Source organism: Melghirimyces profundicolus, from assembly GCF_003054245.1.
GTDB lineage: Bacteria > Bacillota > Bacilli > Thermoactinomycetales > DSM-45169 > Melghirimyces > Melghirimyces profundicolus.
Window position 1 is genome coordinate 1 of sequence record NZ_QBKR01000023.1, and the last position, 26,779, is coordinate 26,779.

Annotated in this window: 21 protein-coding genes and 1 riboswitch; of the genes, 6 read left to right on the plus strand and 15 right to left on the minus strand. The window is 55.3% G+C overall.

Features of this window, described 5'->3' with window-relative positions:
• Nucleotides 1–389: 389 nt before the first annotated feature.
• From C8P63_RS14595 to C8P63_RS14605, 3 genes are read right to left on the minus strand one after another with little or no spacing between them, the layout of a single operon-like run.
• Nucleotides 390–1,115 (minus strand): LutC/YkgG family protein, encoded by a 726-nt coding sequence (locus C8P63_RS14595; protein ID WP_108025387.1) that lies wholly within the window; start codon nt 1,113–1,115, stop codon nt 390–392.
• Nucleotides 1,112–2,542 carry a LutB/LldF family L-lactate oxidation iron-sulfur protein gene (locus C8P63_RS14600; protein WP_108025388.1) on the minus strand — a complete coding sequence of 477 codons (1,431 nt, stop codon included), beginning with the start codon at nt 2,540–2,542 and terminating at the stop codon, nt 1,112–1,114. The genes C8P63_RS14595 and C8P63_RS14600 overlap by 4 nt, the downstream gene beginning before the upstream one ends.
• A gap of 4 nt (nt 2,543–2,546) precedes the next feature.
• A complete protein-coding gene (locus C8P63_RS14605) occupies nt 2,547–3,272 on the minus strand; it encodes a (Fe-S)-binding protein (protein ID WP_108025389.1) in 726 nt (241 codons plus the stop codon).
• Nucleotides 3,273–3,983: 711 nt separating this feature from the next.
• Here C8P63_RS14605 and C8P63_RS14610 point away from each other — a divergent pair.
• Together C8P63_RS14610 and C8P63_RS19385 are read left to right on the plus strand one after the other, a co-directional pair.
• Complete coding sequence (locus C8P63_RS14610; RefSeq protein ID WP_170109684.1) at nt 3,984–5,897, plus strand: alkaline phosphatase D family protein; 1,914 nt, start codon at nt 3,984–3,986, stop codon at nt 5,895–5,897.
• A gap of 224 nt (nt 5,898–6,121) precedes the next feature.
• On the plus strand, nt 6,122–6,238 hold the full coding sequence (locus C8P63_RS19385; RefSeq protein WP_211308290.1) for a sporulation protein YjcZ: 117 nt from the start codon (nt 6,122–6,124) through the stop codon (nt 6,236–6,238).
• 991 nt (nt 6,239–7,229) lie between these two features.
• On the opposite strand, the gene C8P63_RS14620 is transcribed toward C8P63_RS19385, so the two are convergent.
• The 8 genes from C8P63_RS14620 to C8P63_RS14655 form a co-directional block, all read right to left on the minus strand.
• The gene (locus C8P63_RS14620) at nt 7,230–8,381 is read right to left on the minus strand and encodes an acyl-CoA dehydrogenase family protein (RefSeq protein ID WP_211308291.1); all 1,152 of its coding nucleotides are present in this window, start codon (nt 8,379–8,381) and stop codon (nt 7,230–7,232) included.
• Entirely contained in the window at nt 8,378–9,574 is a 1,197-nt protein-coding gene (locus C8P63_RS14625; RefSeq protein WP_170109685.1) for a CaiB/BaiF CoA transferase family protein, read from the minus strand. Before C8P63_RS14625 ends, C8P63_RS14620 begins: the two co-directional genes overlap by 4 nt.
• A gap of 1 nt (nt 9,575) precedes the next feature.
• Nucleotides 9,576–10,352: an enoyl-CoA hydratase-related protein gene (locus C8P63_RS14630; protein ID WP_108025393.1), complete on the minus strand. Its 777-nt coding sequence runs from the start codon at nt 10,350–10,352 to the stop codon at nt 9,576–9,578.
• 2 nt (nt 10,353–10,354) lie between these two features.
• A complete protein-coding gene (locus C8P63_RS14635; RefSeq protein WP_108025394.1) occupies nt 10,355–11,509 on the minus strand; it encodes a thiolase family protein in 1,155 nt (384 codons plus the stop codon).
• Nucleotides 11,510–11,525: 16 nt separating this feature from the next.
• Nucleotides 11,526–12,356, minus strand: coding sequence for an SDR family NAD(P)-dependent oxidoreductase (locus C8P63_RS14640; RefSeq protein WP_108025395.1), 831 nt, complete (start codon nt 12,354–12,356; stop codon nt 11,526–11,528).
• A 68-nt stretch (nt 12,357–12,424) separates the two neighbouring features.
• Nucleotides 12,425–14,269, minus strand: a complete 1,845-nt coding sequence (locus C8P63_RS14645) for an AMP-dependent synthetase/ligase (protein ID WP_108025396.1) — start codon at nt 14,267–14,269, stop codon at nt 12,425–12,427.
• Between the two features lie 83 nt (nt 14,270–14,352).
• On the minus strand, nt 14,353–14,697 hold the full coding sequence (locus C8P63_RS14650; protein WP_108025397.1) for an SCP2 sterol-binding domain-containing protein: 345 nt from the start codon (nt 14,695–14,697) through the stop codon (nt 14,353–14,355).
• Nucleotides 14,698–14,863: 166 nt separating this feature from the next.
• Complete coding sequence (locus tag C8P63_RS14655; RefSeq protein ID WP_108025398.1) at nt 14,864–15,493, minus strand: TetR/AcrR family transcriptional regulator; 630 nt, start codon at nt 15,491–15,493, stop codon at nt 14,864–14,866.
• A 636-nt stretch (nt 15,494–16,129) separates the two neighbouring features.
• Here C8P63_RS14655 and C8P63_RS14660 point away from each other — a divergent pair.
• On the plus strand, nt 16,130–16,636 hold the full coding sequence (locus C8P63_RS14660) for a ferritin family protein (protein WP_108025399.1): 507 nt from the start codon (nt 16,130–16,132) through the stop codon (nt 16,634–16,636).
• A gap of 51 nt (nt 16,637–16,687) precedes the next feature.
• Here C8P63_RS14660 and gcvPB read toward each other — a convergent pair whose 3' ends face one another.
• The 3 genes from gcvPB to gcvT are packed head-to-tail and all read right to left on the minus strand — an operon-like array spanning nt 16,688 to nt 20,619.
• Nucleotides 16,688–18,145 (minus strand): aminomethyl-transferring glycine dehydrogenase subunit GcvPB, encoded by a 1,458-nt coding sequence (gcvPB, locus tag C8P63_RS14665; protein WP_425437317.1) that lies wholly within the window; start codon nt 18,143–18,145, stop codon nt 16,688–16,690.
• On the minus strand, nt 18,142–19,488 hold the full coding sequence (gcvPA, locus tag C8P63_RS14670; protein WP_108025401.1) for an aminomethyl-transferring glycine dehydrogenase subunit GcvPA: 1,347 nt from the start codon (nt 19,486–19,488) through the stop codon (nt 18,142–18,144). The genes gcvPB and gcvPA overlap by 4 nt, the downstream gene beginning before the upstream one ends.
• A gap of 33 nt (nt 19,489–19,521) precedes the next feature.
• A complete protein-coding gene (gcvT, locus tag C8P63_RS14675) occupies nt 19,522–20,619 on the minus strand; it encodes a glycine cleavage system aminomethyltransferase GcvT (protein ID WP_108025402.1) in 1,098 nt (365 codons plus the stop codon).
• Between the two features lie 161 nt (nt 20,620–20,780).
• Nucleotides 20,781–20,873: riboswitch (glycine riboswitch) on the minus strand.
• Between the two features lie 154 nt (nt 20,874–21,027).
• On the opposite strand from gcvT, the gene C8P63_RS14680 reads away from it, so the two are divergent.
• From C8P63_RS14680 to C8P63_RS14690, 3 genes are all read left to right on the plus strand, one after another.
• Nucleotides 21,028–22,749, plus strand: coding sequence for a DEAD/DEAH box helicase (locus tag C8P63_RS14680; RefSeq protein ID WP_108025403.1), 1,722 nt, complete (start codon nt 21,028–21,030; stop codon nt 22,747–22,749).
• Nucleotides 22,730–23,545 carry a YqhG family protein gene (locus C8P63_RS14685; RefSeq protein WP_108025404.1) on the plus strand — a complete coding sequence of 272 codons (816 nt, stop codon included), beginning with the start codon at nt 22,730–22,732 and terminating at the stop codon, nt 23,543–23,545. Before C8P63_RS14680 ends, C8P63_RS14685 begins: the two co-directional genes overlap by 20 nt.
• Nucleotides 23,546–23,772: 227 nt before the next feature.
• Complete coding sequence (locus tag C8P63_RS14690; RefSeq protein WP_170109686.1) at nt 23,773–24,996, plus strand: helix-turn-helix domain-containing protein; 1,224 nt, start codon at nt 23,773–23,775, stop codon at nt 24,994–24,996.
• A 339-nt stretch (nt 24,997–25,335) separates the two neighbouring features.
• Here C8P63_RS14690 and C8P63_RS14695 read toward each other — a convergent pair whose 3' ends face one another.
• Nucleotides 25,336–26,595, minus strand: coding sequence for a hypothetical protein (locus C8P63_RS14695; RefSeq protein ID WP_108025406.1), 1,260 nt, complete (start codon nt 26,593–26,595; stop codon nt 25,336–25,338).
• Between the last annotated feature and the right edge of the window lie 184 nt (nt 26,596–26,779).

A 26,779-nucleotide genomic window follows, 5' to 3' on the forward strand; every position in this document is an offset into this window, starting at 1 on the left:
CGGGGCACCCGGGTGAACACCTTTCCGTCCACCGGAGACGGATTGTCGAAGTATTCCCCTCCGAGGGGGGCCACCCACTCTCCTCCGATGAAATTTTCGTACTGGGGCTTGTAATGGACCAGACTTCCCTCGGTGTTGGGCTTTTTGTAATCCGACAGAGTCACGCTCATCCCAATTCATTCCTCCTCTTAACGTTTTGAGGCAAAGGGACCGCATCTCCTGTCCCACAAAAGCACTTCGACGCGAAAATTCTTTCTCCTTCCGAAAATTCATTTTTCAACCGATGGTTCCCGGAGACCCTCGTTCCGGGGCACGAATATTGACTTTGATAAAATGGTTCTTTCCATTTGTGGTAAATAGTGATCCACATCAAAACAAGGGTGAGCCGATCATCGATCTGTCACGATCACATACGTCACTTTTACCGGCCCGTGAACACCGACCACGAGACTCATCTCAATATCTGCGCTGTTACTTGGTCCGGAAATAAAGTTGACACAGGAAGCCACCGGGTCTCCTTTTTCGACCCTTTTATGAATCTCGTGTGCCGCCTGTGTCATCCGAGGAACAATCGTGCTTTTCGGAATAATCGCTATATAGTTTTCAGGTAAGAGACTGACCGATCGTCCTTTTCCTTTGTCACTGAAAAGGACGACGGTTCCGGATTCAGCGAGGGTGATGTCGCTGAAGGTGATGCCGATCTCCGCCCGCTCAGCGATTTGAATGTTTTTTTCTCGACTTCGATTTTCGTCCCAAACGTGAACTTCTGCTCCTTGTTCCGGAAGGTTCTTTTCAAGATAGGACTGCAGACCGAATTCTTCAAATCTCGGGTCATCCCATGTCACGATCTTTTTCCCTTGATACCGGGTTATGACTTCAGATACGACGTGAGGCAGATTTCTGATCGTTGTTTCTTCCACATCCGTATGAATCGATTGACATTGTTCTTTTAAAACATCGACGAGCTGCTCCGGAGAATGGCCCTGATATACGTTCCATTGCGGAAGTGTGCTCCATTTCGGGCGTTTCACCCCTTTTGTTCGTCTCTTTCGCCCTAAACGATCGGCAATGTGATTGAGAAACGCTTCTTGATGATGAATCGTTCCTTTTTTCATTTTCTCCGCCCCCCTTTCTCCCGCTTATTGTACCAATCCCGAAACCGCTCTTTTCCCGGCGCCGGCAAATCACGAATTTCCGTCCACGGCTTTAACGGGCCGGGCCCTTTTGAGATGTTGCCTTCCTTCGTAAAAGGAGACATGGCCAGCGACGCTGCTTTCGATCCCATATTGTAAAGCGACGGGGTGCTTGCAACCCATTCAAATGCTTTCATCGCGAACCGTTCCGAAGCTTCCGTTTTCTTTGCTTCCTCGACGATCTTTTGCCGGTGTTTAATCAACAGTTCGTGCAGCGGAATTTTCACAGGACAGGCCTCTGTACAGGCCGCGCAAAGGGATGAAGCATATGGAAGTTCTTTGTTATTCTCGTATTCATCTAAAAGTGGCGTCAGGACTGCTCCGATCGGCCCCGGATAAATCGAGCCGTAGGCATGGCCGCCAATGTGACTGTAAACCGGACATACGTTGATACAGGCTGCACAGCGGATACAGTGGAGCGCTTCCTGAAATTCGGTCCCGAGAATGTTGGAACGGCCGTTATCGACAATCACAAGATGAAATTCATCCGGTCCGTCCACATCACCATCCTCTTTCGGTCCGGTCAATCCCGTGATGTAGCTCGTCAGCTTTTGTCCCACTGCACTGCGGCACAACAGGCTCACGAGTACGTCAAGCTCTTCCCATGTCGGAACGATCCGCTCCATCCCCATCACGGTGATTTGTGTTTTAGGAAGGGCGGATACGAGGCGGGCATTTCCCTCATTCGTTACCAGGCTGATGGAACCGGATTCGGCTACCGCGAAATTGCAGCCTGTAATCCCAATATCCGCAGATAAAAATTCGTTTCGCAATTGCTCTCTCGCAAATCGAGTCATTTCTTCAGGAATGTCGTTGTTTACATAGCCTTTTTTGTCCCGGAACACATCACGAATCTGCGCTTTGTTTTTATGGAGAGCGGGGGCGACAATATGCGACGGTGGATCCTGGTCATCCATTTGAAGAATGTACTCGCCCAAGTCCGATTCAATCACTTCACAACCGTTGTCTTCCAGCGCTTCATTCATGCCGATCTCTTCGGTGACCATCGATTTTGATTTGATCACCTTTTTCGCCTGTTTTTCTTTTACAACCTGTTGGATATACTCGTTGGCTTTTTCAGCCGTTTCTGCAAAAAAGACATGTCCTCCCCTTTTGGCAACATTTTCACTCAATTGCTGCAAATAAAAATCGAGATTTTCCATCGTATGATGACGAATTTCTTCACCCAAGTCGCGCCAGCTTTCCCAGTCGCCCAGTTCTTCTGCGGCTTTGAGTCTTCCGGTTCGCAAGCGATCTTGAGCTTCCGTGACTGCACTGCGCATGAAGGAATCAGCGAGGCCTTTTTCGACACGCTTGTCAAATTCTTTTTCACCGATTCGGATCCCCATGATCTCACCTCTTTTCCTTGCGATTCAATACTTGTGCAATATGCATCACTTTGACAGGCTTTCCTTTTCGCCTCAAACGCCCGCCGATATTCATCAAGCAACCGGCATCCGCACCGATTAATACATCCGCATCCGTCTCTTCAATATGTTTCACTTTGGCGTCTGCCATCTGTTCGGAGATCAGCGCCATTTTAACTGAAAATGTCCCTCCGAAGCCACAGCAATCGTAACCGTGGGGAAGAGATGTTAAATCGAGTCCCTCGACCTTGCTGAGCAGTTTCACAGGTGCATCTTTCACCCCGAGAAGACGTGTCATATGGCAGGAAGTATGGTACGTGGCTTTCGCATGGAACGCAGCCCCCACATCCTCTTCGTTCAGCACATCGACTAAGAATTCAGTCAGTTCATATGTTTTTTCCCCGAGTGCTCTTGCCTTCTCCTGCCATGCTTGATCGTCGGCCAACAACTTCTCATACTCCTTTAACATTGCCGCACAGGACCCTGACGGGGTCACGACATAATCGGACCCTTCGAAGGTTTTCACCATATGTTTGGCAACTTTTATTGATTCTTTGTGATAGCCGCTGTTAAAAGCCGGTTGACCGCAGCACGTTTGCGATTCAGGAAAATCGACCTCACAGCCAAGCCGTTCCAATAACTCCACAGTATCTTTTCCCACCTCCGGATAAAAAATATCAGTGAGACAAGTAACAAATAAGGAGACTTTCATCGGAAAACTCCTTTCCAAGTTCAGCTGATTGCACCGAACGGTTTTGCTTTAAACCGGTCACGATTGCAGCAATCATCATCCGACAACAACAATCAATATCAAAGAACCGATATGAAAACCGAAATCTTTTCGCCGGCCATCTTAAAATAACGAGAAATAGAAATACAGATACAATGGGGATCAGCCCCATAATCAGAAACCCATCTCTCCACCTCACCTTCAGTTATTTATCAGGTCATCTGATGACCTGTTTATTAGATCATCATAAAATAACCGATTACAAAATTGAAGGCGGCTTCGAATAATGTTGAAGATTTCGAAATTCGTTTATTGGAAACCACTCTTTCTAAGCGTGCCGTAATGGTATAGGGGTGTTCAGCGTGCGTTTCTTCGCCATCTTTCGTTGTACGCCATGTAGTTTCAGGATTCCTCCGGCTCGTTCTTGGTCAAAGCGGTACGATTTTTAACGGAGCAATTCCGACTTCTTGATGATCATGGCCATTCAGCGGGAAACCGGCCCCGCCCTTGTCACCGTTTTTCCCGATAGAGCAGCAGGAACAAACCTTATCCATAAGAAAAACTCTATAAGTGGCCCTTCTCGTGAATGGCTTCAATAGAAAACTTTTAAATCCCGTCCACGAAGAATTAACATTCCACCGGTATGTTGTCAGTGGATTATTGTGTTCTAAAAAGAGAAGGAGGTTCCCCCCGTTGGATGAAAAAAACCTTTCTCGCCGCAATCGATATCAACAGGAATCCGTGAACCGGAGCCGAAGGATCTTCCTGAAATCTCTCTTGGCCGGCAGCGCCCTGGTGGCCCTGGACCAATTGGGCGGACGCCGTCTCACCGACGCGCTGGCCAACGCTGCCGGCGGCACCCCCACGTATGGTCTCCCCCGCTTTGAACCGAGTGAAGCGGTCGGGAAAGGGTTTGATCAGTCCGTTGCCGCCGGGGATCCGACCCCCACCGGCGCCGTCCTGTGGACCCGGATCGACCCCTCCCTGGTCACCGGAATCCGTGCCGCCCCATACGATCCGCAACTGGTTCAGTGGCTGGACAACTCCGCCGGGGAACCCAACGATTCCGTCCGCCGGGCGATCGAGGAAGGTAAGTTTCTCATGGTGGAACTCGCGGAAACCCCCGATTTCTCCGAAGTGAAGCTGACGGGTTACACCCCGGTCTGGAAAGATTACGACAACGTGGTCAAGGTGGATGTGGATGGGTGGCTGGAACCCCGGAAAACCTATTACTACCGCTTTGTCGCCAAGACGGGGCACGTGAGCCAGACCGGTCGTTTCCGTACGCTGGTCCCCGAGGGGGCGGATCTCGCCTCTCTCCGGTTCGCCTATGTCAGTTGCCAGGACTACACCAACGGATATTACCACGCCCTTCGGTTTGCCGCTGAAGAAGAGGTGGATTTTGTCATCCACTTGGGCGACTATGTGTATGAATCGGTGGGGGATCCCACCTACCAAAGCCCTCTTCCCGACCGTCAGATCAAACTGCCGAGCGGAAAATCCAAAGCTTTTACCATCGAAGACTACCGGACCCTCTACCGGACGTACAAATCGGATCCCGATCTGAAGCGGTTGCATGAGCGGCATGCCATGATCTCCATCTGGGATGACCACGAATTCGCCAACGACACTTACTATCCTGCGGTGGCACCCGATGACAGCCTCGACTCCGACCCGGACCGGCGCCGGACCGCCAATCGGGTGTGGTTCGAATACACCCCCGCCCGGGTCCGGTTTGACCCCTCCAAGGGGTTTCGGGATTCCTTGCGAATTTACCGTTCCCTCAAAGCCGGCAACCTGGCGGAGTTCATTTTCACCGATGAGCGGCTCTACCGGAGCTCCCACCCTTGCGGGGAAGAGACGCTGGACCGCTATTTCACCGCCGGTTGTCCCAGGATGAACGACCCGTCCCAAACCATGCTGGGAGCCGGAGTTTCCCAGCAGAAGGAATGGTTCCTCAACCGAATGAAAAACTCCGACGCCCTTTGGAAAATCTGGGGGAACGAAGTCCAGTTCACCCCGTTGAAAGTCCTGAGCCGGTATATGAACCTGGACGCTTGGGACGGTTTTGCCGGGGAGCGGAAAGAAATCACCCAAGCGCTGAAAGACGCCGGGGTGAAAAACTTCCTCACCATCACCGGTGACCTTCACACCTATGAGGCCGGTTTGATCAAAGAGGACTATGAGAACGACCCCGATGACGCCGCCGTTGGCGTGGAATTCATGGTGGGCTCCGTCACCTCCTCCAACCTGAGCGAGATGGTTCACCAGGCTGCCACCAACACCGTCTCCCACTCCAACCCGGTGCCCTCTGAGGCCATGGACGGGATCATCACTCAAATCCTGGGGGCCGCCACCCCGTTGACCAGCGCCCTGGTGGATAAGGTGGCGGGCGAGCTTGACACCATTATCAAAACGGAGAACCCCTGGATCAAGCTCTTCAACAGCAACACCCACGGGTACTGCGTCATGGAGCTGACTCCGTACAAGGCCGCCTGGACCGCCTACAGCGTCAGTGATACCCAATCCCGGGACGCTCAAAAGTCACTCTTGTTTCAATGTGAAGTACCGAAGGATCAGGCCCGGATCCACATTTTGAAGAAATAAACAAACACCGGAAAACAGATCTTTGAGGAATATGAATCCTCAGCCAACACCTCTCTTTACATGACCGGGATGCTTCCATCCCGGTTTTTTTATTGATTGATACAGTCAAAGCTGGACGGAAATGGATTATAATGCCTTTTTTCTCTGACTCAGGCAGTTGCCCTTACAATTTCAAAGTAAATATCTAGACTATATTGACACTCATGAAAGGAGGAGTTTTCATTATGAGTTGGTTTGGTGGCGGATACGGTTATGGATCTGGGTTTGGTCTGAAACGTTTGCTTCTCTTCCTTTTGGTGATTGCAACCATCTTTGCTTTAGTCGGTATTTGGGGCTATTAAATTTTCGATAACCAACACCTTAACAAGCCGATTCTCTTCAAGAATCGGCTTTACATGATAAGGAGGGAGAATCTCTTTAATCTTCTTAGCCTTATGAAACAGATGGGACTGCGCTCGGAGTGCTTCCCTAAAGTGAAGCCCTGCGTCTAACGCCTTTTGATTGTTAATCTCCAACATTCCTTGAGATGGGCCGTTTTTTCGACCCAAGGTTTTGCTTCAGGAACCCATAATGGTACCTCCCTAAAGGGCTCAACGGATTGTTCCAGTAAAAACAGATCGGGAACCCATGTAAAGGCAGCATCGCTTTGGGTGAGACGGGTGTACTGACTCGGGTAAAGGACGACCGCCCTTGAACGGTGTAATTTTTCGTGACAGGCGATTCGAGCGCCCCCACCGTGGAGTGATCGGTCTGCTGGAGGACATCCTGTGTTTTGCCCAGCCTGTCACCGAATGTGTGAAGGATCGGTATCTGTGTACCTGTGTATGGCCCTCTTTAAGAGCGTTACAAGAGAAAAACCGAGAATACGATCATAGCGGCTAAATTCATTCAAACTGGGGGCGAGCCCTTTCCAACCCTCCCACTGGCACATAAGATACAACTGGAGCAAGGGAGGTGAACGAATGTCGGGTTACTATGGGTTTGGGTTGAAACGGCTGCTTCTGTTCTTGTTGGTGATTGCGACCATCTTTGCTTTGGTTTCCTTTGATGGTAAAGGTTATGGTGGCTACTAGGTCCAAAAAGCCCCGTTAGGGGCTTTTACATAAACAAGGACCGGTCGATGACTCAGCACAAATCGAAAGTTTGAATCTACACGCCATTTGATCGGCCCAAAAGTTCAATCATCGTGCATTTTTCCCTTTGCGCTCCTCTCACACTCCTGAAGCTCCCGCACCACCTCCGTCAAAAGAACGGATCCCTTTCTTTTTAATAAACGAATGCCTGATAACGAAAAACCGGCCTTCCACACTTCCGCGCGGAAGGCCGGTTTGATCACTCCGCTTCCATCAGCTTGGTCATCACCAGTTTTTGAATCTGGGTGGTGCCTTCATAGATGCTGAGGACTTTGGCGTCCCGCATCCACTTCTCCACCGGGTAATCCCGCATGTACCCGTAGCCGCCGAGGATCTGGACCGCGTTCGTGGTGACTTCCATCGCTGTTTCTGCGGCGAAAGCTTTCGCCATGCTTCCCTCCATGGAACAGGGCTCGCCCCGGTCGTACATCTCTGCGGCCCGCCAGACCAGAAGGCGGGAGGCTTCAATCTTGGACCGCATGTCGGCCAGCATGAAGGAGATGGATTGGTTTTTAAAGATGGGTTTTCCGAATTGCTTCCGTTCCCGGGCGTAGTCCAAGGCGTATTCGTATGCGGCCCGGGCCACCCCGACCGCTCCGGCGCCCACCACCGGGCGGGACTCCTCCAGCATCTTCATCGCATGGTAGAATCCCATGTTTTCTTCTCCCAGAAGAGCATCCCCCGCAACGCGGACCCCTTCAAAGATGACATCCGCGGTATGGGAAGCCCGCTGTCCCATCTTTTTCTCCTTTTTCCCGGCGGAGACCCCCGGAGTGTCTGCCGGAACGAGGAACAGGGACACCCCCTGCGCCCCCTCTTCGGGCCGGGTCTTGGCAAACACCAAGTAGAGATCGGCGATTCCGCCGTTGGTGATGAAACACTTGGTCCCGTCCAGCTTCCACCCGTCCCCGTCCCGCTCGGCTCTCGTCCGGATGGCCCCGAAATCGGAACCCGCACCCGGTTCCGTCAAACAGACCGCTCCCATCCGGACCTTGCCGGGATCGCAGAGGAACGTGAGCCACTTTTTCTTCTGTTCTTCATCCCCGAAGTGATGAATCAGCCCCGCGGCCAAAGCACTCACTCCGAAGGACGTGCTGAACCCGGCACAGCCCCAGAACAGCTCCTCCGAGATGATGCAGGAGGTCAACAGGCTGTCCACGCCGCCCCCGTGGTACTTCTCCGGGAAGCGGTAGGTGATCAGTCCGGTTTGATGGGCCTTCTCAAAGACCGTTCTCGGAAAGATCTCTTTCTCATCGCATTCCGAAGCCACCGGCCGCATTTCCTCCCGGGCAAACTTTCGCGCCAGGCGGGACAGCTCTTTCTGTTCCTCTGTCATCGAAAAGGAAATCACGGTGGACTCCCCCCTCCCTCAATGACCCGATTCTTTTGCAAACGCCCGATCTCTTCCGGGGAATAACCGGCCTCGATCAGCAACATCTTCGTATGCTCCCCCAGCCGAGGGGCCGGGGTGATGTCGGAGACGGCTCCCTGTTTCAACGTTCCCCCGTTGGGCAGTGACACCGATGAACCCTCTTGGCTCTCGGTGATAAAACCGTTCCGGTCAACGGCAAGGGGAGAGTCGATCGCTTCGGTGACGGACAGGACCGGAGTAAGACAACAATCCGCTTCCTCACCGATCCGGGTCCACTCTTCCCGGCTTTTGGACCGGAAGAGCGCCTGGATGTCTGCGTAAAGCGATTTATCACTGGACACGGGGGTCAAGCCCCTGCCCTTCCACTCCAAGCGTCCCACCGCCTCGCAAAAACGGTCCCAGAACTTGGGCTCCAGAGCCCCCAGAGCCATATATTTCCCGTCCCCGGTTTCATAGACATTGTAGCCCACCACTCCACCGCCGAGGACGTGTGCACCCCGGGACGGGGCCTGACCCGTCTGTTCCAGGAACAGGGCGTAGGCCTGCCAACCGTACAGCACGTCCATCATGGAAAGATCCAGAAAAGCCCCTTCTCCCGTGTTCTGACGGTGAATCCACGCCGCCAGGATCTGTTCGCTGGCGGCCAACCCCCCGGCCAAATCCGCCACTTGGATCGAAGGGAGAGCCGGGGGACCGTCCCGGCGCCCCACTCCGTCCAGGATTCCGGCCAAACCAATGTAGTTCACGTCATGACCGGCCAGGTTCGCCATACGCCCTTCCTGGCCGTAACCGGTGATCGAACAGTAGATCAACCGCGGATTGATTCCCCTCAGGGTCTCCGCATCCAAACCCCACCGGGCCATGACACCCGGACGGTAACTTTCCACCACCACATCGATATCCTCGATCAGCTGGTGCAGGAGTTCTCTTCCCTCCGGTTTCCGAAAGCGGACCGCCAAGCTCCGCTTGTTCCGGTTCAACATCCGGAACAGAAGCCCCGACTCACTCCCCGGCGACTGCAGATGGCGGAGCAGGTCCCCTCCTCCTTCGGGATCCTCCACCTTGACCACATCGGCTCCCATGTCCCCCAAGCGCAAGGTGGCGTAAGGACCGGGAAGATAACGGGAAAAGTCCAGCACCCGCATCCCTTTCAGCAAGGTTTGCCGCTGCATGTTACCGCCCTTTGAAGACCGGCTCCCGTTTGGTGAAAAATGCCTGGATTCCTTCCCCCGCATCTTCCGTCGTCACCAAACGGAGCATCTCTTTCATCTCTTTCTCCAAACCTTCCTCCAACGGGGATTCCACCCCTTCGTTCACCGCCCGGAGAATGCCCGCCAGGGAGAGGGGGGCGGAACGACGGGCCAACCGGGCAGCCCGCTCAAAAGCGGCTTCCCGAAGTTGTTCATGGGGGAACACCTCGTTGACCAATCCACATTCCTTCGCTTCATCGGCGGACATTTCCTCCCCGCTCAAAAGAACCTCCAAAGCCCGCCGTTTCCCGATCAGGCGGGGTAAGCGCTGGGTCCCTCCGTATCCCGGCAGAATGCCCAGCTTCACCTCCGGAAGCCCGATCCGGGCCTGATCGGAAGCATAGGCCAGGTGACAGGCCAACTGGAGTTCATTTCCCCCTCCCAGCGCAAGACCGTTCAAGGCGGCGATCACGGGTTTGGGAAAGGTCTCAATCCGTCGGAACAGGTCGTGCCCCCGCCGGATCGCCTCCCGGGGACCGCCTTCCAACTGCCCGAACTCACTGATGTCAGCCCCGGCGGAAAACGCCCGGTCCCCGCTTCCCGTCAGCAGGATGACCCGGACTTCTTCGTCTATCTCAAGGGAATCCAGGATCTTGCCCAATTCCGTGAGGGCGGAGACGCTCAACGTATTGAGCGGGGGGCGGTGGATCGTGATCGTCGCCACATAATCCCGGGTCTCGATGTTGAAGTGTTCCCACATGGTTACGCCTCCTCCCTCTCCAAAATGGTGGCCACCGCCATCCCGAAACCGATGCACATGGTAGCCAGACCGTAACGGGCTCCCCGGCGTTCCATTTCGTTCAGAAGCGTCGCCGTGATCCGGGCTCCGCTCGCCCCGAGAGGGTGCCCCAAGGCGATCGCCCCTCCGTTGACGTTCACCTTTTCCCAAGGAATCCCCGTTTCCCGCTGCCAAGCGAGGACCACGGAGGCAAAGGCTTCGTTCACCTCATAGAGATCGATTTCTTCTTTGGTCAAACCCGCCCGCTTCAGTACCTTCTCCGTGCAGGGGATCACCCCGGTCAGCATAATGGTGGGATCGACTCCCGCCGTTGCCGTGGCCACAACCCGGGCCCGGGGTCGGATCCCCAACTCTCTCGCTTTCTCTCTGGAAGCGACCAGGACAGCGGCCGCCCCGTCGGTGATCTGGCTGGAGTTGCCCGCCGTCACCACCCCGTCCGGTCGGAAGGACGGACGGAGCCCGGCCATTTTTTCCGGATCGGTATCCGCCCGGGGGGTTTCATCCGCTTCCAGGATGAATTTCTCTCCTTCTTCGTTTTCGGCTTCCACCGGAATGATCTCCCGGTCAAACCACCCTTCCTCTTGAGCCCGCAAGGCTTTCTGGTGGCTCTCGTAAGAGAAATGGTCAAGGGACTCCCGGCTGAGGTTCCATTGCTCCGCGATCATTTCGGCGGAAAATCCCTGGGGGATGATCGTATGGCGGTCCAACAGTTTGTCGCTGAAGTCACCGCCGTCACTTCCCATCGGAACCCGGCTCATGCTTTCCACACCGGCGGCCACCATCAAATCACCCATCCCCGCCATGATCTGATGCGTCGTCTGATTGAGTGTCTCCAGGCTGGAACCGCACATCCGGTTGGAACTCACCCCGCATACTTCGACGGGAAAGCCCGCGATCAGGGGGGCCATCCGGCCGATGTTGTACCCCTGTTCCCCGATCTGGGTCACGCAACCCATCTTGACGTCTTCGATGGATCCCGCCTCCACCCCGTTCTTCTCCACCAGCTTGGTGAGCAGATCGGCCGCCAGTTCATCCGGCCGTCGCCTGCTCAGGCTCCCGTTTTTGCGGCCCATCGGCGTTCGGACCGCGTCCAGAATCACCGCATCCCGGTCCCGCATGCCAAAACCCCCTCTCTCAAAAAGTGAAAAGTTCAATCCCACCGGACACATTCAGTTCAATGCCGGTAATGTACTTGGCGTGATCCGAAGCCAGGAAACAGATGGCGTTGGCGATGTCCTCCGGCTCCCCCGGCCGCTTGAACGCGGTCCGGTTGATCATGCGCTCCCGCATGCCGGAATCCGTCATCTGGAACGCCTCTGTGTTAATGATGCCGGGGACGATGGCATTCACGTTGATGTTATATTTGGCCCCCTCCAGAGCCATGCTCTTGGTGAAACCGAGAAGGCCGGACTTGGTTGTGGAGTAACTCGCTTGTCCAAAACCGCCCAGTGTACCGGCCACGGAAGCCATGTTGATAATCCGCCCCCACTTCTGTTCTTTCATAATGGGCCAAACCGCTTTGGTGGTGTGGTAGGCGCCGGTCAGATTCACTCTCAGGTCCCGTTCCCAGAATTCATCGTTCTGGTGTTCGATCCGGGAGACATGATCCAGTGTCCCGGCATTGTTGACCAGGATATGAATTCCGCCCATTTCTTCTTTCACTTTTTGAAAGACTTCCGCCACCTGCTCCCGGTTGGTCACATCCATCTGAATGGCCAGGGATCTTCTTCCCATCCCCCGGATCTCTTCCGCTGTTTTTTCGGAATAGACCACCCCGGTGGACTGCATCACCTGGCTGACCGGACCGTAGCGGGCGGCCACTTCCTCGTTCTCCCCGCTTTCCAGCAGGATGTCCGTGATCACCACATCGGCGCCGGCCCGGGCCAGAGCCAACGCATCTGCCCGTCCCAATCCCCGGGACGCTCCGGTTACCAGTGCCACTTTCCCTTCAAGAGAGTAACTCATGGAATCCTCCTTGTTATGAATGAATGCTCAATCATTTCAGCGGAAAAAAGTTCCCCTCCCGGGGATGATCACACCCGTCCGACGGCTGCTTCCACACCGGCCCCCGCGGCATCGGCGTACGCTTTTTCGATCAGGTCGCCGTATTTCTCTTCAACCACTTTCAACCGCACCTTCATCGTGGGGGTCAACTCCCCGCCCTCGATGGTCCATTCTTTCCCGCACACCGTCACTTTCTTGGGTTGTTCGAAGGCGGCAAAATCCTTTGTAAGCCTTTTCACTTCTTCGTTTAAGAGATGCTGCACTTCGGGGTGGTTCGCCAGGTTTTCGGGGTCCTGTGCCGGCAGTCCCTTCTTTTTCGCCCACGGAATCAAGTTTTCAAAATCGGGAACGACCATGGCGATCACAAATTTCCGACCGTTTCCGATCAGGACCGATTGGGCGATGTACGCGCTGTTGTTGATGGTGTTTTCCACCGGTTGCGGGGCCACGTTTTTGCCCGTGGACAGTATCAGGATGTTTTTCTTCCGGTCGATGATCTTCAGGTAACCGTCTTCATCCAGTTCGCCCAAATCCCCTGTGTGGAGCCACCCATCCCGGATGGTTTTCGCCGTCGCCTCCGGGTTGTTGTAGTATCCTTTCATCACGCTCGGTCCCTTGACCAGCACTTCCCCGTCGGGAGCGGTTCGGACCTCCAGGTTGGGAAGGGGTTTGCCCACCGTGCCGATTTTGGGACGGAGCATGGGATTGGAAGCAATCACGGGTGAGGTCTCAGTCAGACCGTACCCTTCCAGCACCGGCAAATCGATCGACCAGAAAAATTCGGCGATCTCCGGGTTGAGAGGAGCTCCGCCGGATACCATTCCCCGGAGGCGTCCTCCCACCCGCTCCTTGATTTTCCGGTAAACCAGCCGGTTGGCCAGGTCAAACTGAATTCCCAGATTGGGATCCAGGGGATCTCCCAGGAGCAACTGGTCCACCCGGGCCTTCATCAGGTGTTCATAACGGCGTTTGCCCACATCGACCGCCCAGTTGAAGATCTTCTTCCGGAGGGGACTGGCCAATTCGATCTGTTCCTGCACCCGGGCGTACACTTTCTCGAACAGCCGGGGAACGCTGGTCATCACCGTCGGGCGGACTTCCACCATGTTTTGTTGGATGGTGTCGATGCTTTCGGCATAAGCGATGGTGGCCCCCACCTTCAAAGGCATAAACTGCCCCGCCATCCGTTCGAACACGTGGGACAAGGGCAGGTAGGAGAGCGTCACGTCCTCCGGCAACAGTTCCAGGATCCAGAAGTGAACCCCCTCGGTGTTGGCCAGGAAATTGTCGTGAGTCAGCATCACCCCTTTGGGCGGCCCCGTCGTTCCCGAGGTGTGGATGATGGTGACCAACTGCTCCCCGTCGATGGCTTTCCATTCTTCCTCCCAACGCGCTCTCGGGTGGTCTCTCCCTTCTTTTCGGAGGGCATCAAATGAGAGAACCCCTTCTCCGTCGGAAAAACCGGGTTCCGGCTTCATGACCACGACACCGCCCAGTTGCACCCCGGTGGATTTGACCTTCCGAAGTTGGTCACCGTTTTCCACCACCGCTGCCTTGCACTCGGCGTTTTTCAGGATATAGGCCGTCTGTTCGGCCGTCTGGGTGGGATAAATCGGCACACTGACCGCTCCCAGGCTGGCGATCGCCAGGTCGGTGACCGGCCACATCGGGTTGTTCTCCGACAGGATCGCCACCTTGTCACCGGGGCCAACTCCCAGACGGGTGAGACCCAAGGCCGCTTCTTTTACCTGCTTCCACATCTCCCGGTAGGAAATGCCACGGTAGGCCCCTCCATCTTTGAACATCAGGGCGTCCTTTTCCGGGTAGCGTTCCACCGTTCTCCGTACCATGTCCAACAGGTTCTTCGGCTTCATGGATCAAGCCCCCGCTCGCAATGGACTCGTACGGTTTCTCCCCAGGGTCCGGTTGTTTTTATCTCCGGTTTTTCCGTTTCCGTTTAAGACTGGTACTTTCCCAACACACTTTGCAGTTTCATCGCTTTCCCCATGTCCCCTTTTACTCTCAGCTTTCCGGACATAAAGGCCGCCGTGGCATTCAGGTTGCCGAGGAGCATTTCCTTGAAATCTTCGGAATCCATCTGGATCGTGCAATCCGCCTCATGAGGCGTTCCCTCTTCCACCCCGGCCGTCCCCTCCGACAGCTTCAACTGGAAAACGCCGCTGTCATCACCGGACAGTTCAAACTGGTAGACCGTCTCCATCCCTTGAATGGGTTCGGGGTTTTCCTTCAGCCGGGATTCAATCTCCTCAAATACCTGCTTTGTACTCATTTCCACGCTCATGCCCGGTTCCCCTTTCAACAGAAAATGTATTCGGAAGGTCGCCGGCGGCGGATCCCATCGTGTCGGACGGAATGTGGGAGTCAGAAGGCTCAGAGCCTCTCGTGTTTTGTAAAAGGACGCCTCCTGCTGAAAACGGATGAGTTCGTGTACCGGTACCGTTCCGTCCTTACCGAAAGGGCGTCAGATCCCGCCCCAGAGCAAGGGCGGAGAAGGAGCCCACGGCGATCCGGTTCAGCAACCGTGCCACCGGTTCCACCTCCACCTCTTCGGGCCCCATTAAGCGCTGAATCACCACTTCGTTGATCGCTCCGACCATGGCCTGGGAGACGACCTCCATCTCTTCCTCGGAAACCTTGTCGATCAGCACTTCACGGACGGTTCCGTGGATCAATGCCGCAAACCGGTTGTGGGCTTTTCGCCGGACTCGCTCCACCTCATCGCTGACCCCCACGGAAGCCACCAGCATGACCTGGGTGATCGGCTTGTGCCGCCGACACAGCTCCATATACCTCCGGATTCCCGCATAGCCCTTGTAGGCCACCCGCTCTTCTTTCCGGATCGCCTCTCCCACTTCATGAAGAAATTCTTCGGCCAGCTGTTCAAAGAGCTGGGCCAAAAGCTCTTCTTTGCTCCGGAAAAAGTTGTAGAAGGTGGTCTTGGACACACGGGCTTTTTCAACCACGTCCAAAATGGACGTTTCTCGATACCCTTTGGAGGCAAAGAGATTCATGGCGGAAAACAACATTTTTTCCCTCGCATGAACGGGCAATTCCGTAGTGGACAACAGAGGTTGCATATTCGACACTCCCCACCCGATACCAGTACGTATTCGTATTTTAGCCTCGGTCCAAACCGTCTGTCAATATGAAATAGTCAAAAATCATTATGCCTTTTCTTTGTGCAAAATGCAAGAACCATGATTCTCATGACCAACAAATCAGCCAACACGGCGCTGACAATACCCCCAGTGAAGCGTTGTGAAAAAGTGAGCGGCAGCATTTACCCAAAGCCGCTCCGGCTGCACTCACAGAGCACAAGTCTCGCTTGGGTCGCTTGCGCTCCCCGGTCTCGCTATGCTGTCCTGCAGAGATGGTGGCACTATCCGCTCCTAATCTTCCTGCTGCGGGTAGGGGCAAACGCCTGCGGATGCAACACAGAGAAGCTTTTGCCCCTGAACGCCCTTGCCGGCTGATTCTCCGCTTGGTAGGACAGCAAAGTCGCTGTTTTGGGTAAATGCTTCCCTTCTTCTGAGCCTGACCATCAATCACAACGCTTCCAGCGGATCGATAAGAAGGATCCGGGAAACGGCTTTTCACTCACATCCCTCCTTTATTCAATCGTTTTAACTTTAAAGTGAAACCGGGATCCAACACGCTCCGGGGTATTCGGCCATACACTATCCTGACACCCAGACAACGGAGGAATGACCCGAATGGTTCCCTATGTGTATCACCCACCGGTTTGGCCTCCGCAGCCCTTATGGGCCCGCACTTCGCAGGAAGGCGGTGCCAGTGGGGAGAAGCCGGATCTGATCCAAGACATCGCCAAGGCGATCAGCGGTCAAATCAACGCCATCGCTTGCTACGAAAAACTGGCCCGGTTGGCCCCCACGGAGGAAGAGCGCCGACAGATCATGGAGATCCGACAGGACGAAATCAATCATTACCGGGAATTCACCCGGATCCATGTCCGTCTGACCGGGCAACAACCCCGGCAGGTCACGCCGGAACCCTGTCCGGACGACTACAAGGAAGCACTGGAATTCGCCCTGAAAGACGAACAGGAAACGGTGGACTTTTATCTCGATATCGCCGACAAAACGAAAGACCCCGCCATCCAAAAGGTCTTCACCCGGGCCGCCCACGACGAACAGAATCATGCCGTCTGGTTCCTCTATTTCTGGACCAAACGGCGCCGCTGCCGGTGCAATCATCCGTAAAAACCCCTGCCGAAGGGCAGGGGTTCTCTCTTTTGCAATATCCTTCAACCCTCAATCGCTTTCCCACCGGAGCACCGGTTTGCGGGCGGCGGTCACTTCGTCCAGTCGCTTGACCGGGGTGTGGTGGGGGGCCTCCTGGACCGTTTCCGGGTCTTCCTCCGCTTCCTTCGCGATCCGGATCATGACATCGACAAACCGGTCCAGGGTCTCCTTGCTTTCCGTCTCCGTCGGTTCGATCATCATGCACTCTTCGACGATCAGCGGGAAATAGACCGTGGGGGGATGGATGCCAAAGTCCAGGAGACGTTTGGCCATATCCAGGGTACGCACACCCAGCTTTTTCTGACGGTTCCCCGACAGAACGAACTCGTGCTTGCACACCTGGGGAAACGGCAAGTCAAAGTGGGGTTCGAGCCGCTTCATCAGGTAGTTGGCGTTCAGCACCGCATCTTCGGAAACCTGTCGGAGGCCGTCAGGGCCCATGGTCCGGATGTAGGTATAGGCCCGGACGAGCATCCCGAAGTTTCCGTGGAAACCTTTCACCCGGCCGATGGTCCGGGGAAAATCGTAGTTGAAATAGTACCCCTCGTCCCCTTTTTCCACCAACGGCGTGGGAAGAAAGGGCACCAGCACGTCTTTCACCCCGACGGGGCCGGATCCGGGCCCGCCACCGCCGTGGGGCGTGGTGAAGGTTTTGTGCAGATTGAGGTGGACGACGTCAAAACCCATGTCCCCGGGGCGGCTTTTCCCCAGGATGGCGTTGGCATTGGCTCCGTCATAGTACAGGAGGCCGCCGGCTTCGTGGACGATGTCGGCGATTTCCTTGATATCCTTTTCGAAAAGCCCCAGCGTGTTGGGATTGGTCAGCATCAGAGCGGCGGTGTCTTCCCCGACCACCTGTTTGAGATCCTCCACGCTGACCAGACCTTCGCTGTTGGACTTCACCGTCACCGCCTCAAATCCGGCCACCGTGGCGCTGGCCGGGTTGGTCCCGTGGGCGGAGTCCGGCACGATCACCTTGTTGCGCCCGGTCTCCCCGCGGCTCTCATGATAGGCTTGGATCATCATCAACCCGGTCCACTCGCCCTGGGCTCCGGCCGCCGGCTGCAGGGTGACCCGGTCCATCCCGGTGATTTCCGCCAGATCGTTCTGCAGTTCATACATCAGCTGGAGAGCCCCCTGGACCGTTTCCTCCGGCTGGTAGGGATGGATCTGGGCAAAACCGGGGTAGCGGGCCACATCCTCGTGAATTTTGGGGTTGTACTTCATCGTGCAGGAACCCAAGGGATAAAACCCATTGTCGATTCCGTGATTCCGCCGGGAGAGTTCGGTGTAATGGCGGATTAAGTCCAGCTCGGACACTTCCGGCAATTCCGCGGGGGAAGTGCGGAGCATCTCCTCCGGAATCGCATCCGACAGCTCGGTTTCGGGCACGTCGGACTCCGGAAGGCTGTGGGCAATCCGGCCCGGTTTGCTCATTTCGAAAATCAATGCTTTCGCCTCACTCATGCCCATCCCTCCAGTATACGGGCCAATCCGTCAATCTCCTCCTTGGTTCGCATATCCGTGACGGCCACCAGCATGGCGTTTTCCCATTCCGGATAATCCCTTGCCAAGTCATAGCCGCCGATGATGTTCCCCTGAAGGAGTCTTTGGTTCACTTCCGGCACCGGCCGATCCAATCGCAGCGCGAACTCATTGAAGAAGGGCCGATCGAACAACGGAGTCACGCCGGGAACCTGGGAAAGCCGTTTCCGGGCATAATGCGCTTTGTTCAGATTCAGCCTGGCCAGTTCCCGGAGCCCCTGTTTCCCGAGGGCCGTCATCCAGACAGCCGCGGCCAGAGCATTGAGCGCCTGGTTGGAACAGATGTTGGAAGTGGCTTTTTCCCGCCGAATGTGCTGTTCCCTGGCCTGAAGCGTCAATACAAACCCGCGAACTCCGTCTTCATCCCGGGTCTGCCCGACGATCCGTCCCGGGACTTTGCGCATCAGTTTCCGGGTCACGGCGAAAAAGCCGCAGTGGGGTCCCCCGAACTGGGCGGGGATTCCCATGGGCTGGGCATCCCCCACCACAATGTCGGCGCCGTACTCGCCCGGAGGTTTCAGGAGACCGAGGGCGACCGGATTGGTGCTGACGATCAGCAACCCTCTGCGGGCATGGGCGATTTGCTCCACCCGGGCCAGATCCTCCACATTGCCGAAAAAGTTGGGGGATTGGATGATCACCGCGGCGGTGGCGGCATCTCCGGCCGACTCCAGCTCTTCGAGGTCGGTGACGCCATCCTTGCAGGTGATTTCCACTACCTCCAGGCCAAGCCCTTTGGCCTGGGTTGTCAGGATCGCCCGCGCCTCCGGATGGACGGCCCTGGACACGAGAATCTTCCGTTTCCGTGTGGCCGCAGAGGCGACCCCTGCAGCCTCCGCCAGGGCCGTGGCCCCGTCGTACATGGAAGAGTTGGCCACTTCCATCCCCGTCAGTTCGCAGATCATGGACTGAAACTCGAAAATGGCCTGCAGTTCCCCTTGGCTGATCTCCGGCTGATACGGGGTGTAGGCGGTGTAAAATTCGGAACGGGAGATCACGTGGTTCACCACGCTGGGAATGTAATGTTCATAAGTTCCCGCCCCAAGAAAGGAGGTGTACCGGTCAAAGGAAGCGTTGCTTCCGGCAAGCCGTTTCATGTGCCGGGTCAGGACCGGTTCCGGCATCGGTTCCGGAATGTCGAGACGTCCCTTGAACCGAATGTTTTCCGGTATGTCTTGGAACAACTGATCGACGGAGTCCAACCCGAGAACATCGAGCATCTCCCGGCGGTCCTCCTCCGTCATGGGCAAATATCGAAAGTTCATCCTGGATCCTCCTCGGCAATTGTTCCGCCTCAGTCACGATTTCGGCCGTTTGTAAAAGGGGGTTTTCACAATTTTCGCGGCAACGCGCCTCCCCCTGACATCCACCTCGACCTCCTGGTCCAGGCGGGTGTATTCCGCCCGGATCAGGGCCAGGCCCACATTCTTTTTCAGGGTGGGGGAGTGAGTTCCGGAAGTCACTTCTCCCACCTCTTCTTCGCCGACATAAACGGGATAGTGGGAACGGGGGATGCCCCGGCCGATCATTTCAAGGCCGACCAGCTTCCTCGGCGGACCCTCTTCCTTCTGTTTGGCCAGTACCTCCCGTCCGATGAAATCCCCTTTCTCCGGTTTCACCGCAAATCCGATTCCCGCTTCGACGGGGGTGATGCTGGCGGACAGTTCGTTGCCGTACAAGGCCAGCCGGGCTTCAAAACGGAGGGTGTCCCGGGCACCCAACCCGCAGGGCACCACCCCGTCTTCCTGTCCTTCCTCCAGAATGCGCTTCCAAAGCACCGGAGCATCTTCTGCGGGAAGGTAGATTTCGAACCCGTCCTCCCCGGTATACCCCGTGCGGGAAACCAATCCTTCCGTATCTCCCAGGCGGACGCCTTCCCGGAAACGGAAGGGCTTGATCTCCGACAGGTCCGTCTCCGTCAACCGCTGAAGAACCCGCTCCGCGAGCGGTCCCTGCAGGGCGAGTTGGCCCGTCTCGTCGGATACATTCCTGACGGTGACCTCCCCCGTGGCATGCTTTTCGATCCATTCGATGTCCTTCTCGATATTGGCGGCGTTGAGGACCATGAGATACTTGTTTTCCCCTTTTTTGTAGACCAGAAGATCGTCCACCGTGCCGCCGTCGGGGTAACACATGGCCGTGTACTGCACCTGGCCGACATCCAGTTTGGATGCGTCGTTGGTCGTGACTTTCTGGACCAGGGCCAGGGCATCCGGTCCTGAAACTTCCGCTTCTCCCATGTGGGAGACATCAAACAGGCCGGCACGCGTACGAACCGCTTCATGCTCCGCCTTGATGCCGGAAAACTGAACCGGCATTTCCCAACCGCCGAAAGGCACCAGCTTCGCCTCGTCCTTATACACGGGGTAAAGTGGCGTTCGTTTCAGTTCGGCCATCATTTCCACCTCCGTCGGATCCGCGCCGTCAAGGGCTATGATCCCGATCTTTTGGATAGTGAGTCTTCCCCGATCCGTTCCCCTGTCCGGTGACCTGAGAGTTTGACCCGATCCTTCGGGCGTGCCCCTTGGGTGGCCGCATCGCAGCGCTTTCCAGGGTACGTCCGGCGGGCCTCCTTTTGCCTGAGAGATTCACCGGGAGATCCGGTTTGCTCCTTCGGCGCCACTTCCGTGGTCTCTCCTCCCGCCTTCAACCGCTCTGAAACCAGGGAAATTCCTTCTTCATTGTGCCACAACTCTCACCCTATTTCGATACCTCATTCCGATTTACATAAGGGCAGGAGTTTTTCCCCATACTAATCCGGAAATGGACACCGGTGTTTTTTATGTTTGGGAGGTGCTGGATGGATGGAAACGATTCCAATCCGAATGGACCGACGATGGTTGAACGAATTTGAGGAACGGATGGAAACGGACAGCGGTTGGTCCACCTGGGATCGCTTCCGGCTGGCTCTCGATGCGGCGGAAGCACAGAAGGTACCCGATTTTGACACTCTTCGGAGCCTGAGCACACTCCAGGGGTTGACCCCTCTGCCCCACCAGGTGGAGACGGCCCGCCGCGTCCTGGGAGAAATGCGCGGCCGGGCCATCCTGGCCGATGAAGTGGGATTGGGAAAAACGATTGAAGCCGGCCTGATTCTGAAAGAGTATCTTGTGCGGGGACTTGTGAAAAACGCCCTGATCCTCGTTCCCTCCTCCCTGGTGCTGCAATGGAGCCGGGAATTAAACCGGAAGTTCCAGATTCCGGCGATGGCGCAAAAGAAAGCATGGATGTGGGACCGATACGACATTCTCGTTGCCTCCATCGACACCGCCAAACGGGAACCCCACCGGTCCAAGGTGCTGAGCCGCCACTATGACATGCTGATCGTCGACGAAGCCCACAAGCTGAAAAACCGTCGCACTCAAAACTACCGGTTCGTCAATGAGATCCGCAAAAAGTATTCCCTTCTGCTCACCGCCACGCCGGTCCAGAATGAACTTTCCGAGCTGTACAACCTGGTCACGCTCTTAAAACCCGGACAACTGGGCCGTCAGCAAGCCTTCAGTACGCACTATATCGCCGGGAAACGGAAACCGAAAAACGAGGAGCAACTGCGGGAGGAAGTCCGGCAGGTCATGATCCGGAACAAACGGAGCGACGGACATATCCACTTCACCCGCCGGAACGTGGAAAATGTCCCCATCTCCCTTTACCCGGAGGAACGGGCTTTGTACGAAGGCATCACCCGGTTTGTCAAAGACCAATACCATAACAGCGGACCCATCAAAAGCCTTCTCTCTCTGATCATCCTGCAGCGGGAAGTCTGCAGCAGCCGGGACGCCGCCTTCCTTACCCTGTTCAAACTGCTGAAAAAAGGGGTGACCGGGCAGGAAGAACTCCCTCCCGATGTCTACCGGCTGGTCAATCTGCTTCGCCGCGTGGAACGGCAGGCCAAGGTGGAAGAGGCGGTGATACGGGTGCGTTCCTTAAAAGAGAAAGTGATTATTTTCACCGAATACCGCGCCACCCAGGACGTGATCCTGCGCCACCTGGCAGCTGAAGGCATTATTGCCGTCCCTTATCGGGGAGGTTTTGCCCGGAACAAAAAAGACTGGATGATGGAACTGTTCCGAAACCGGGCCCAGGTCATGGTGGCCACCGAAGCCGGCGGAGAAGGGATCAACCTCCAGTTCTGCAACCACATCATCAACTACGACCTCCCCTGGAACCCCATGCGGGTGGAGCAGCGAATCGGACGGGTCCACCGCCTCGGTCAGGAGAAAGACGTGACCATTTATAATTTCGCCACTCAAAATACGATTGAAGAGCACATCCTGTGGCTTCTCCACGAAAAAATCAATATGTTCCGTATGGTGATCGGAGACTTGGAAACGATCTTAACGGAAATGGGGACGGAGGGGGATATGGAGCAGAGCCTGATGAAAATCATGCTGGAATCCGAAGACGACCGGGAGGTCCGCCGCCGGCTCACCGACCTCGGGGAAAGCTTCAGTGAGGCGCGGAAGGAAGCGGAAATCAAAAAACAGGAACGGGAGGCGTTGGTGGATGGAACCCAGCCAGGTTAAATCCTTCGCGGAACGGTATCTGGACGCCTTCGGATGCCGGATCATCGAGCAACGACCCGGGCTGATCCAGGCGGAACTGTCCGTCGAAGCCGACCCGGATCTGGTCCACCGCCCGTTCTATTGGATGTACGTTGAAAAGATGGGCCTGAATCCTCAGACCTCCACCTTGACCTGGGTCTTCGATCGGGAAGAGGCGCCCCAGGGAATCCCCGCCGAACGGTTGAGCTTTGGATCTCCGCGCTTTCAGCAAATGCTCCATTCCGCCCGGAAACACGGCCGGTTTATCCGTCTGTACGAAGACACCCCCCGACCCGTTCGAAGCCGTGCGGGATCCAAACCCTATGATCCGTGGCTGGGGGTGAATTACCGGATATCCTACCTCTGTGACAGGAAAAAGGAAGAAATTCTCCATTTCGGAATCCACCTGCGGACCGGGGAAATCATCGAAAATTTTTATTCCCGCATCCGTGACCGGAACTGGAATCCTCGCCTCCCCGCTCACCGTCACATCCTGCCGCCACTGTTCACCGTGGCCGAAGCGGTGGGGGAGCTGGAGTACAACCTGCAGGGTTATGTCGAACAACAGGATATGGAGTGGGCCCGTGACGCCAAAGAGCAGCTGAACCGGGAGCTGGAACGTCTCCATGCTTACTACCCGGAAGAATGGCGAATGAGCGACGAGCTCCACGAGGAAAAAAAGCAACGGATCCGGGAAACCGTCTGGCAGTACCACCCCCGGGTGGAAGTGGAAGTGGTCAACGCCGGGCTCTTCTATCTGGATACGCCTCCCGTATAACGGAAAAACCGGCGCACCGTTTGTTCACGGTCGCCGTTTTTTTGTCTGAACCTTACAAGCGGAAATTGTTAATCCTTCGTTAAGATTGGATGACTTCTATCTATATTTCGGACCCTACCCCTATAAACTGTCAAATCCCCGTGCTATCTTTATAATTGTATTCATGCTTGTCAGAAAGACCTTCTTGGTTTTACATACAACCATCAACGGTTTCGGAGGTGGTCGGATTGTGGACCGAAATCGGTCAACAACTGAAACAGGCGAGAAAGGCGGCGGGGTTGACCCTGGAGGAACTCCAGGGCCTCACCCGGGTTTCCCGGGCGGAATTGAGGGCGTTGGAGGAAGGCCAGTTTGACCGCCTGCCCGGCCCTTTCTACGTCCGTTCCTATCTTCGCTCCTACGCCTCCCAGGTAGGCTTGGAACCGACCAAACTCCTGAAAAAATACCGGGCGACGGAACAGACCTTCCCTCCCGGCGGCACTCCCTTTCCGACCGGAGAGTCCCCCTCATCCACCACGGACCGCTTTCCTTCGGAAACCTCCGGCAGGATGCCGGTGAACCCGCCGTCGAGCGACCGAAACAGGCAGACCCGAGCCCCCAGCCCTCGGGCAACAGGCTCCCATCCCGGGTTGAACGGGACGAACCCCCGGATCTCCGGAAAACCATCACGGTTAAGCGGAACCCACCCCCGGGTGAGCGGATCCGTACCGGCCCGCGTAAACGGCCCGGAAGTTCCTGCTGCACCCTCCCCTTCAGGAGATGAGAATCGTCAGGAATGGAAGGAGCCGGAACCGGAAACACGCGGACAAACCCTTCGGCGAGCGCTTCCCCCCTCCCCTGCTCCCATGATTCCCGACAGCGGTCCGCGATCCACCGAAACCCATCCCACACTGGACCTTTCCCACCTCCGGCAAGGTGCCTTGGATCCCTCACCGGAGAAGTCCCGGAGCCGCACTTCGGGAAAAAAGGAAAGAAAAACGCCGAACTTTTCTTTCCGCTGGCCGGTTTGGGTTGCTTCCATCGGCGCCCTTCTGCTCATTCCCCTGGGGATCTGGGCCGGTGGGATCCTGGCGGGGAATGACGGCGGCACCCAGGGGAGTTCCCGGAGCCACACCATCACGGAAGAGGCGGATGCCTCCGCTCCGGATGGGTTGGCCCTGATCAGCCGGAATGAGGGAAAGAGTATCTATGAAATGACCAACAACCGGGACCTCCTGCTGGAAGTCAAGGCCAAAGGCAAGTGCTGGGTTCAGATCAAAGAACACGAGGACGGAGGCTACGTGAAGGACATCACGCTGGGCAAAGGAGACCCGCCCTTCCGCTTTACCCACTCCAAAAGCGTGACCACCGACCTGTGGATCTTCCTCGGAGCCCCCGAAAAAGCGGAAGTCAAGGTGAACGGCCAGAACATCAACGCCTCCGATGTGATCCATATCAAAAAAGTTCAGTAAGCACTCCGTTGCTTAACGGAGTGCTTTTCCGGGTTTTCCACCATGCACGTCCCATCCTCCCGGGCTGGCTTCTCAACAGAAGTTCCCCTGAAACAATAAAGCCCGCCAAGCGGCGGTACCCCCGATAGCCATCTGATTATCTGGAATGCGTCATCATTGAACTCCATTAAGGGCCTCACTTCTCTCCTCAGTTAGCAGAAGTGGGCTCAAAAACGATACGGCCAAATGGCCGTGCAGAATGTGAGCTGTTATATCCTTTAACCCAATTTGTGGTCAGCAAACGTCTGTTAATCGAGAGAACTTATACTCTCACGCGAAAGTGAGAATCGACCACAAGCTTCATTCCTCTTCCCTTTCATCGAACAACTCATAAAAGTCGGGAGTACCTTTCAAGATCCACTCTTTGTGCATCCTAGCTGTTACATGAAGCTCCTGACACGCATAAGGCCATTCATCCCCTGATCCTTCCGTCCCTTCTTGCATAATCGATAAAAAGGCCATGGCCCACGCTTTCACGTCTGACTGTATAGAAGGAATCTGTGGATAGTGGTGAAAAAAAGCGCATCGTAAAATCGTTTCGGCTATATCGAGATCGAAGGCTTCCAGTTGGACTGCTTCAATCTGTTGCTCATATTCCTCTTCCAAGAGATCGAGATTTTCAGCACATCGATCCAATACATCTTCCTCTATCATGTGTTTTTGGCTGGCCAACCACAATGAAGCCCAATCCATTACTTGGTAGAACCTTTTTGGCAGCTGGTTATCCAAAAGAGGATCGTCCAAGTTAACCACAAAGGAATCCCCAAACTTGTTCAGCTTCACATTCCCTTCTACACCGATCCACCTCAAGGCCAGTAAAGCGCGTGTTTTCAACTTTGCCGAAGCATTTTGATTACGACAGAAGCGGCGCAAAAGCTTTTCCATGGGCGGGTGAGTAAAGAAAGGAGCAGCATCTAATGCTTCCGCTTGAAAATCCTCATCTTCCAGCAAGGATTGAACATGTTTGACGATATCCTCCTCCGGCGCATCCAACAGCCAATCCAAAACGATCTCTTGTTCCGCTACTGTTTCTAATGGCAGCATCCCCATCATTTCCAGTGCTTCGCTGCCTTCCTCCTCGACCATTCTCTGGTATGGTTTCTGAATATCTTCTCGTAACTCTCCTATTATTTGTCTATCTTTCTTTGGGATAGACGGTTTTCTCCCCACTTCCTGGAGCCATTCCGACAATGCCCTGGGATTATGGGAAAAAGCAGTAACACCCAGAGGAATGATATCATCGAGGAATGGTGCATCTTGCAAAGCATAGCGAGCTAAAACCGTTTGTCGATCCTCGCTTTGCATCGATTCCAATGCAGTAGCCAATCCCAACCAAGAATCAGGATGGCGAGGGTCATTCAGTATCGCTACATAGAAGCGATAGGCTGCCCGTCCATATATCCCCTCTTCTAAATCCAATATCCCGTTCTTAAACAGGAACTGAGTGGACTGATCCGAATCGTAGTCCATTCTATTCCACCTTTCGAAAATCTGAGTTACCTGAATCACATAACCCATGGTATCTGTCAAAGTGTCCTGCTCTTCTTCCATTCGGACCATTCGGCCTTCCACCCGAGTCCAGCAGCTTATCCAGCGCTTCCAGCTTTGCGTGGGTGCCCCTGCCCTTCGATTAACTCTTTCAGTAGATCCTTCATTTCATCCATATTGGATTCTTCCTCTGTATTATCATACATTTTTAACCGGTTCATGTCTTTAGTTATGAGGAAACAATCCGAGGGTATAT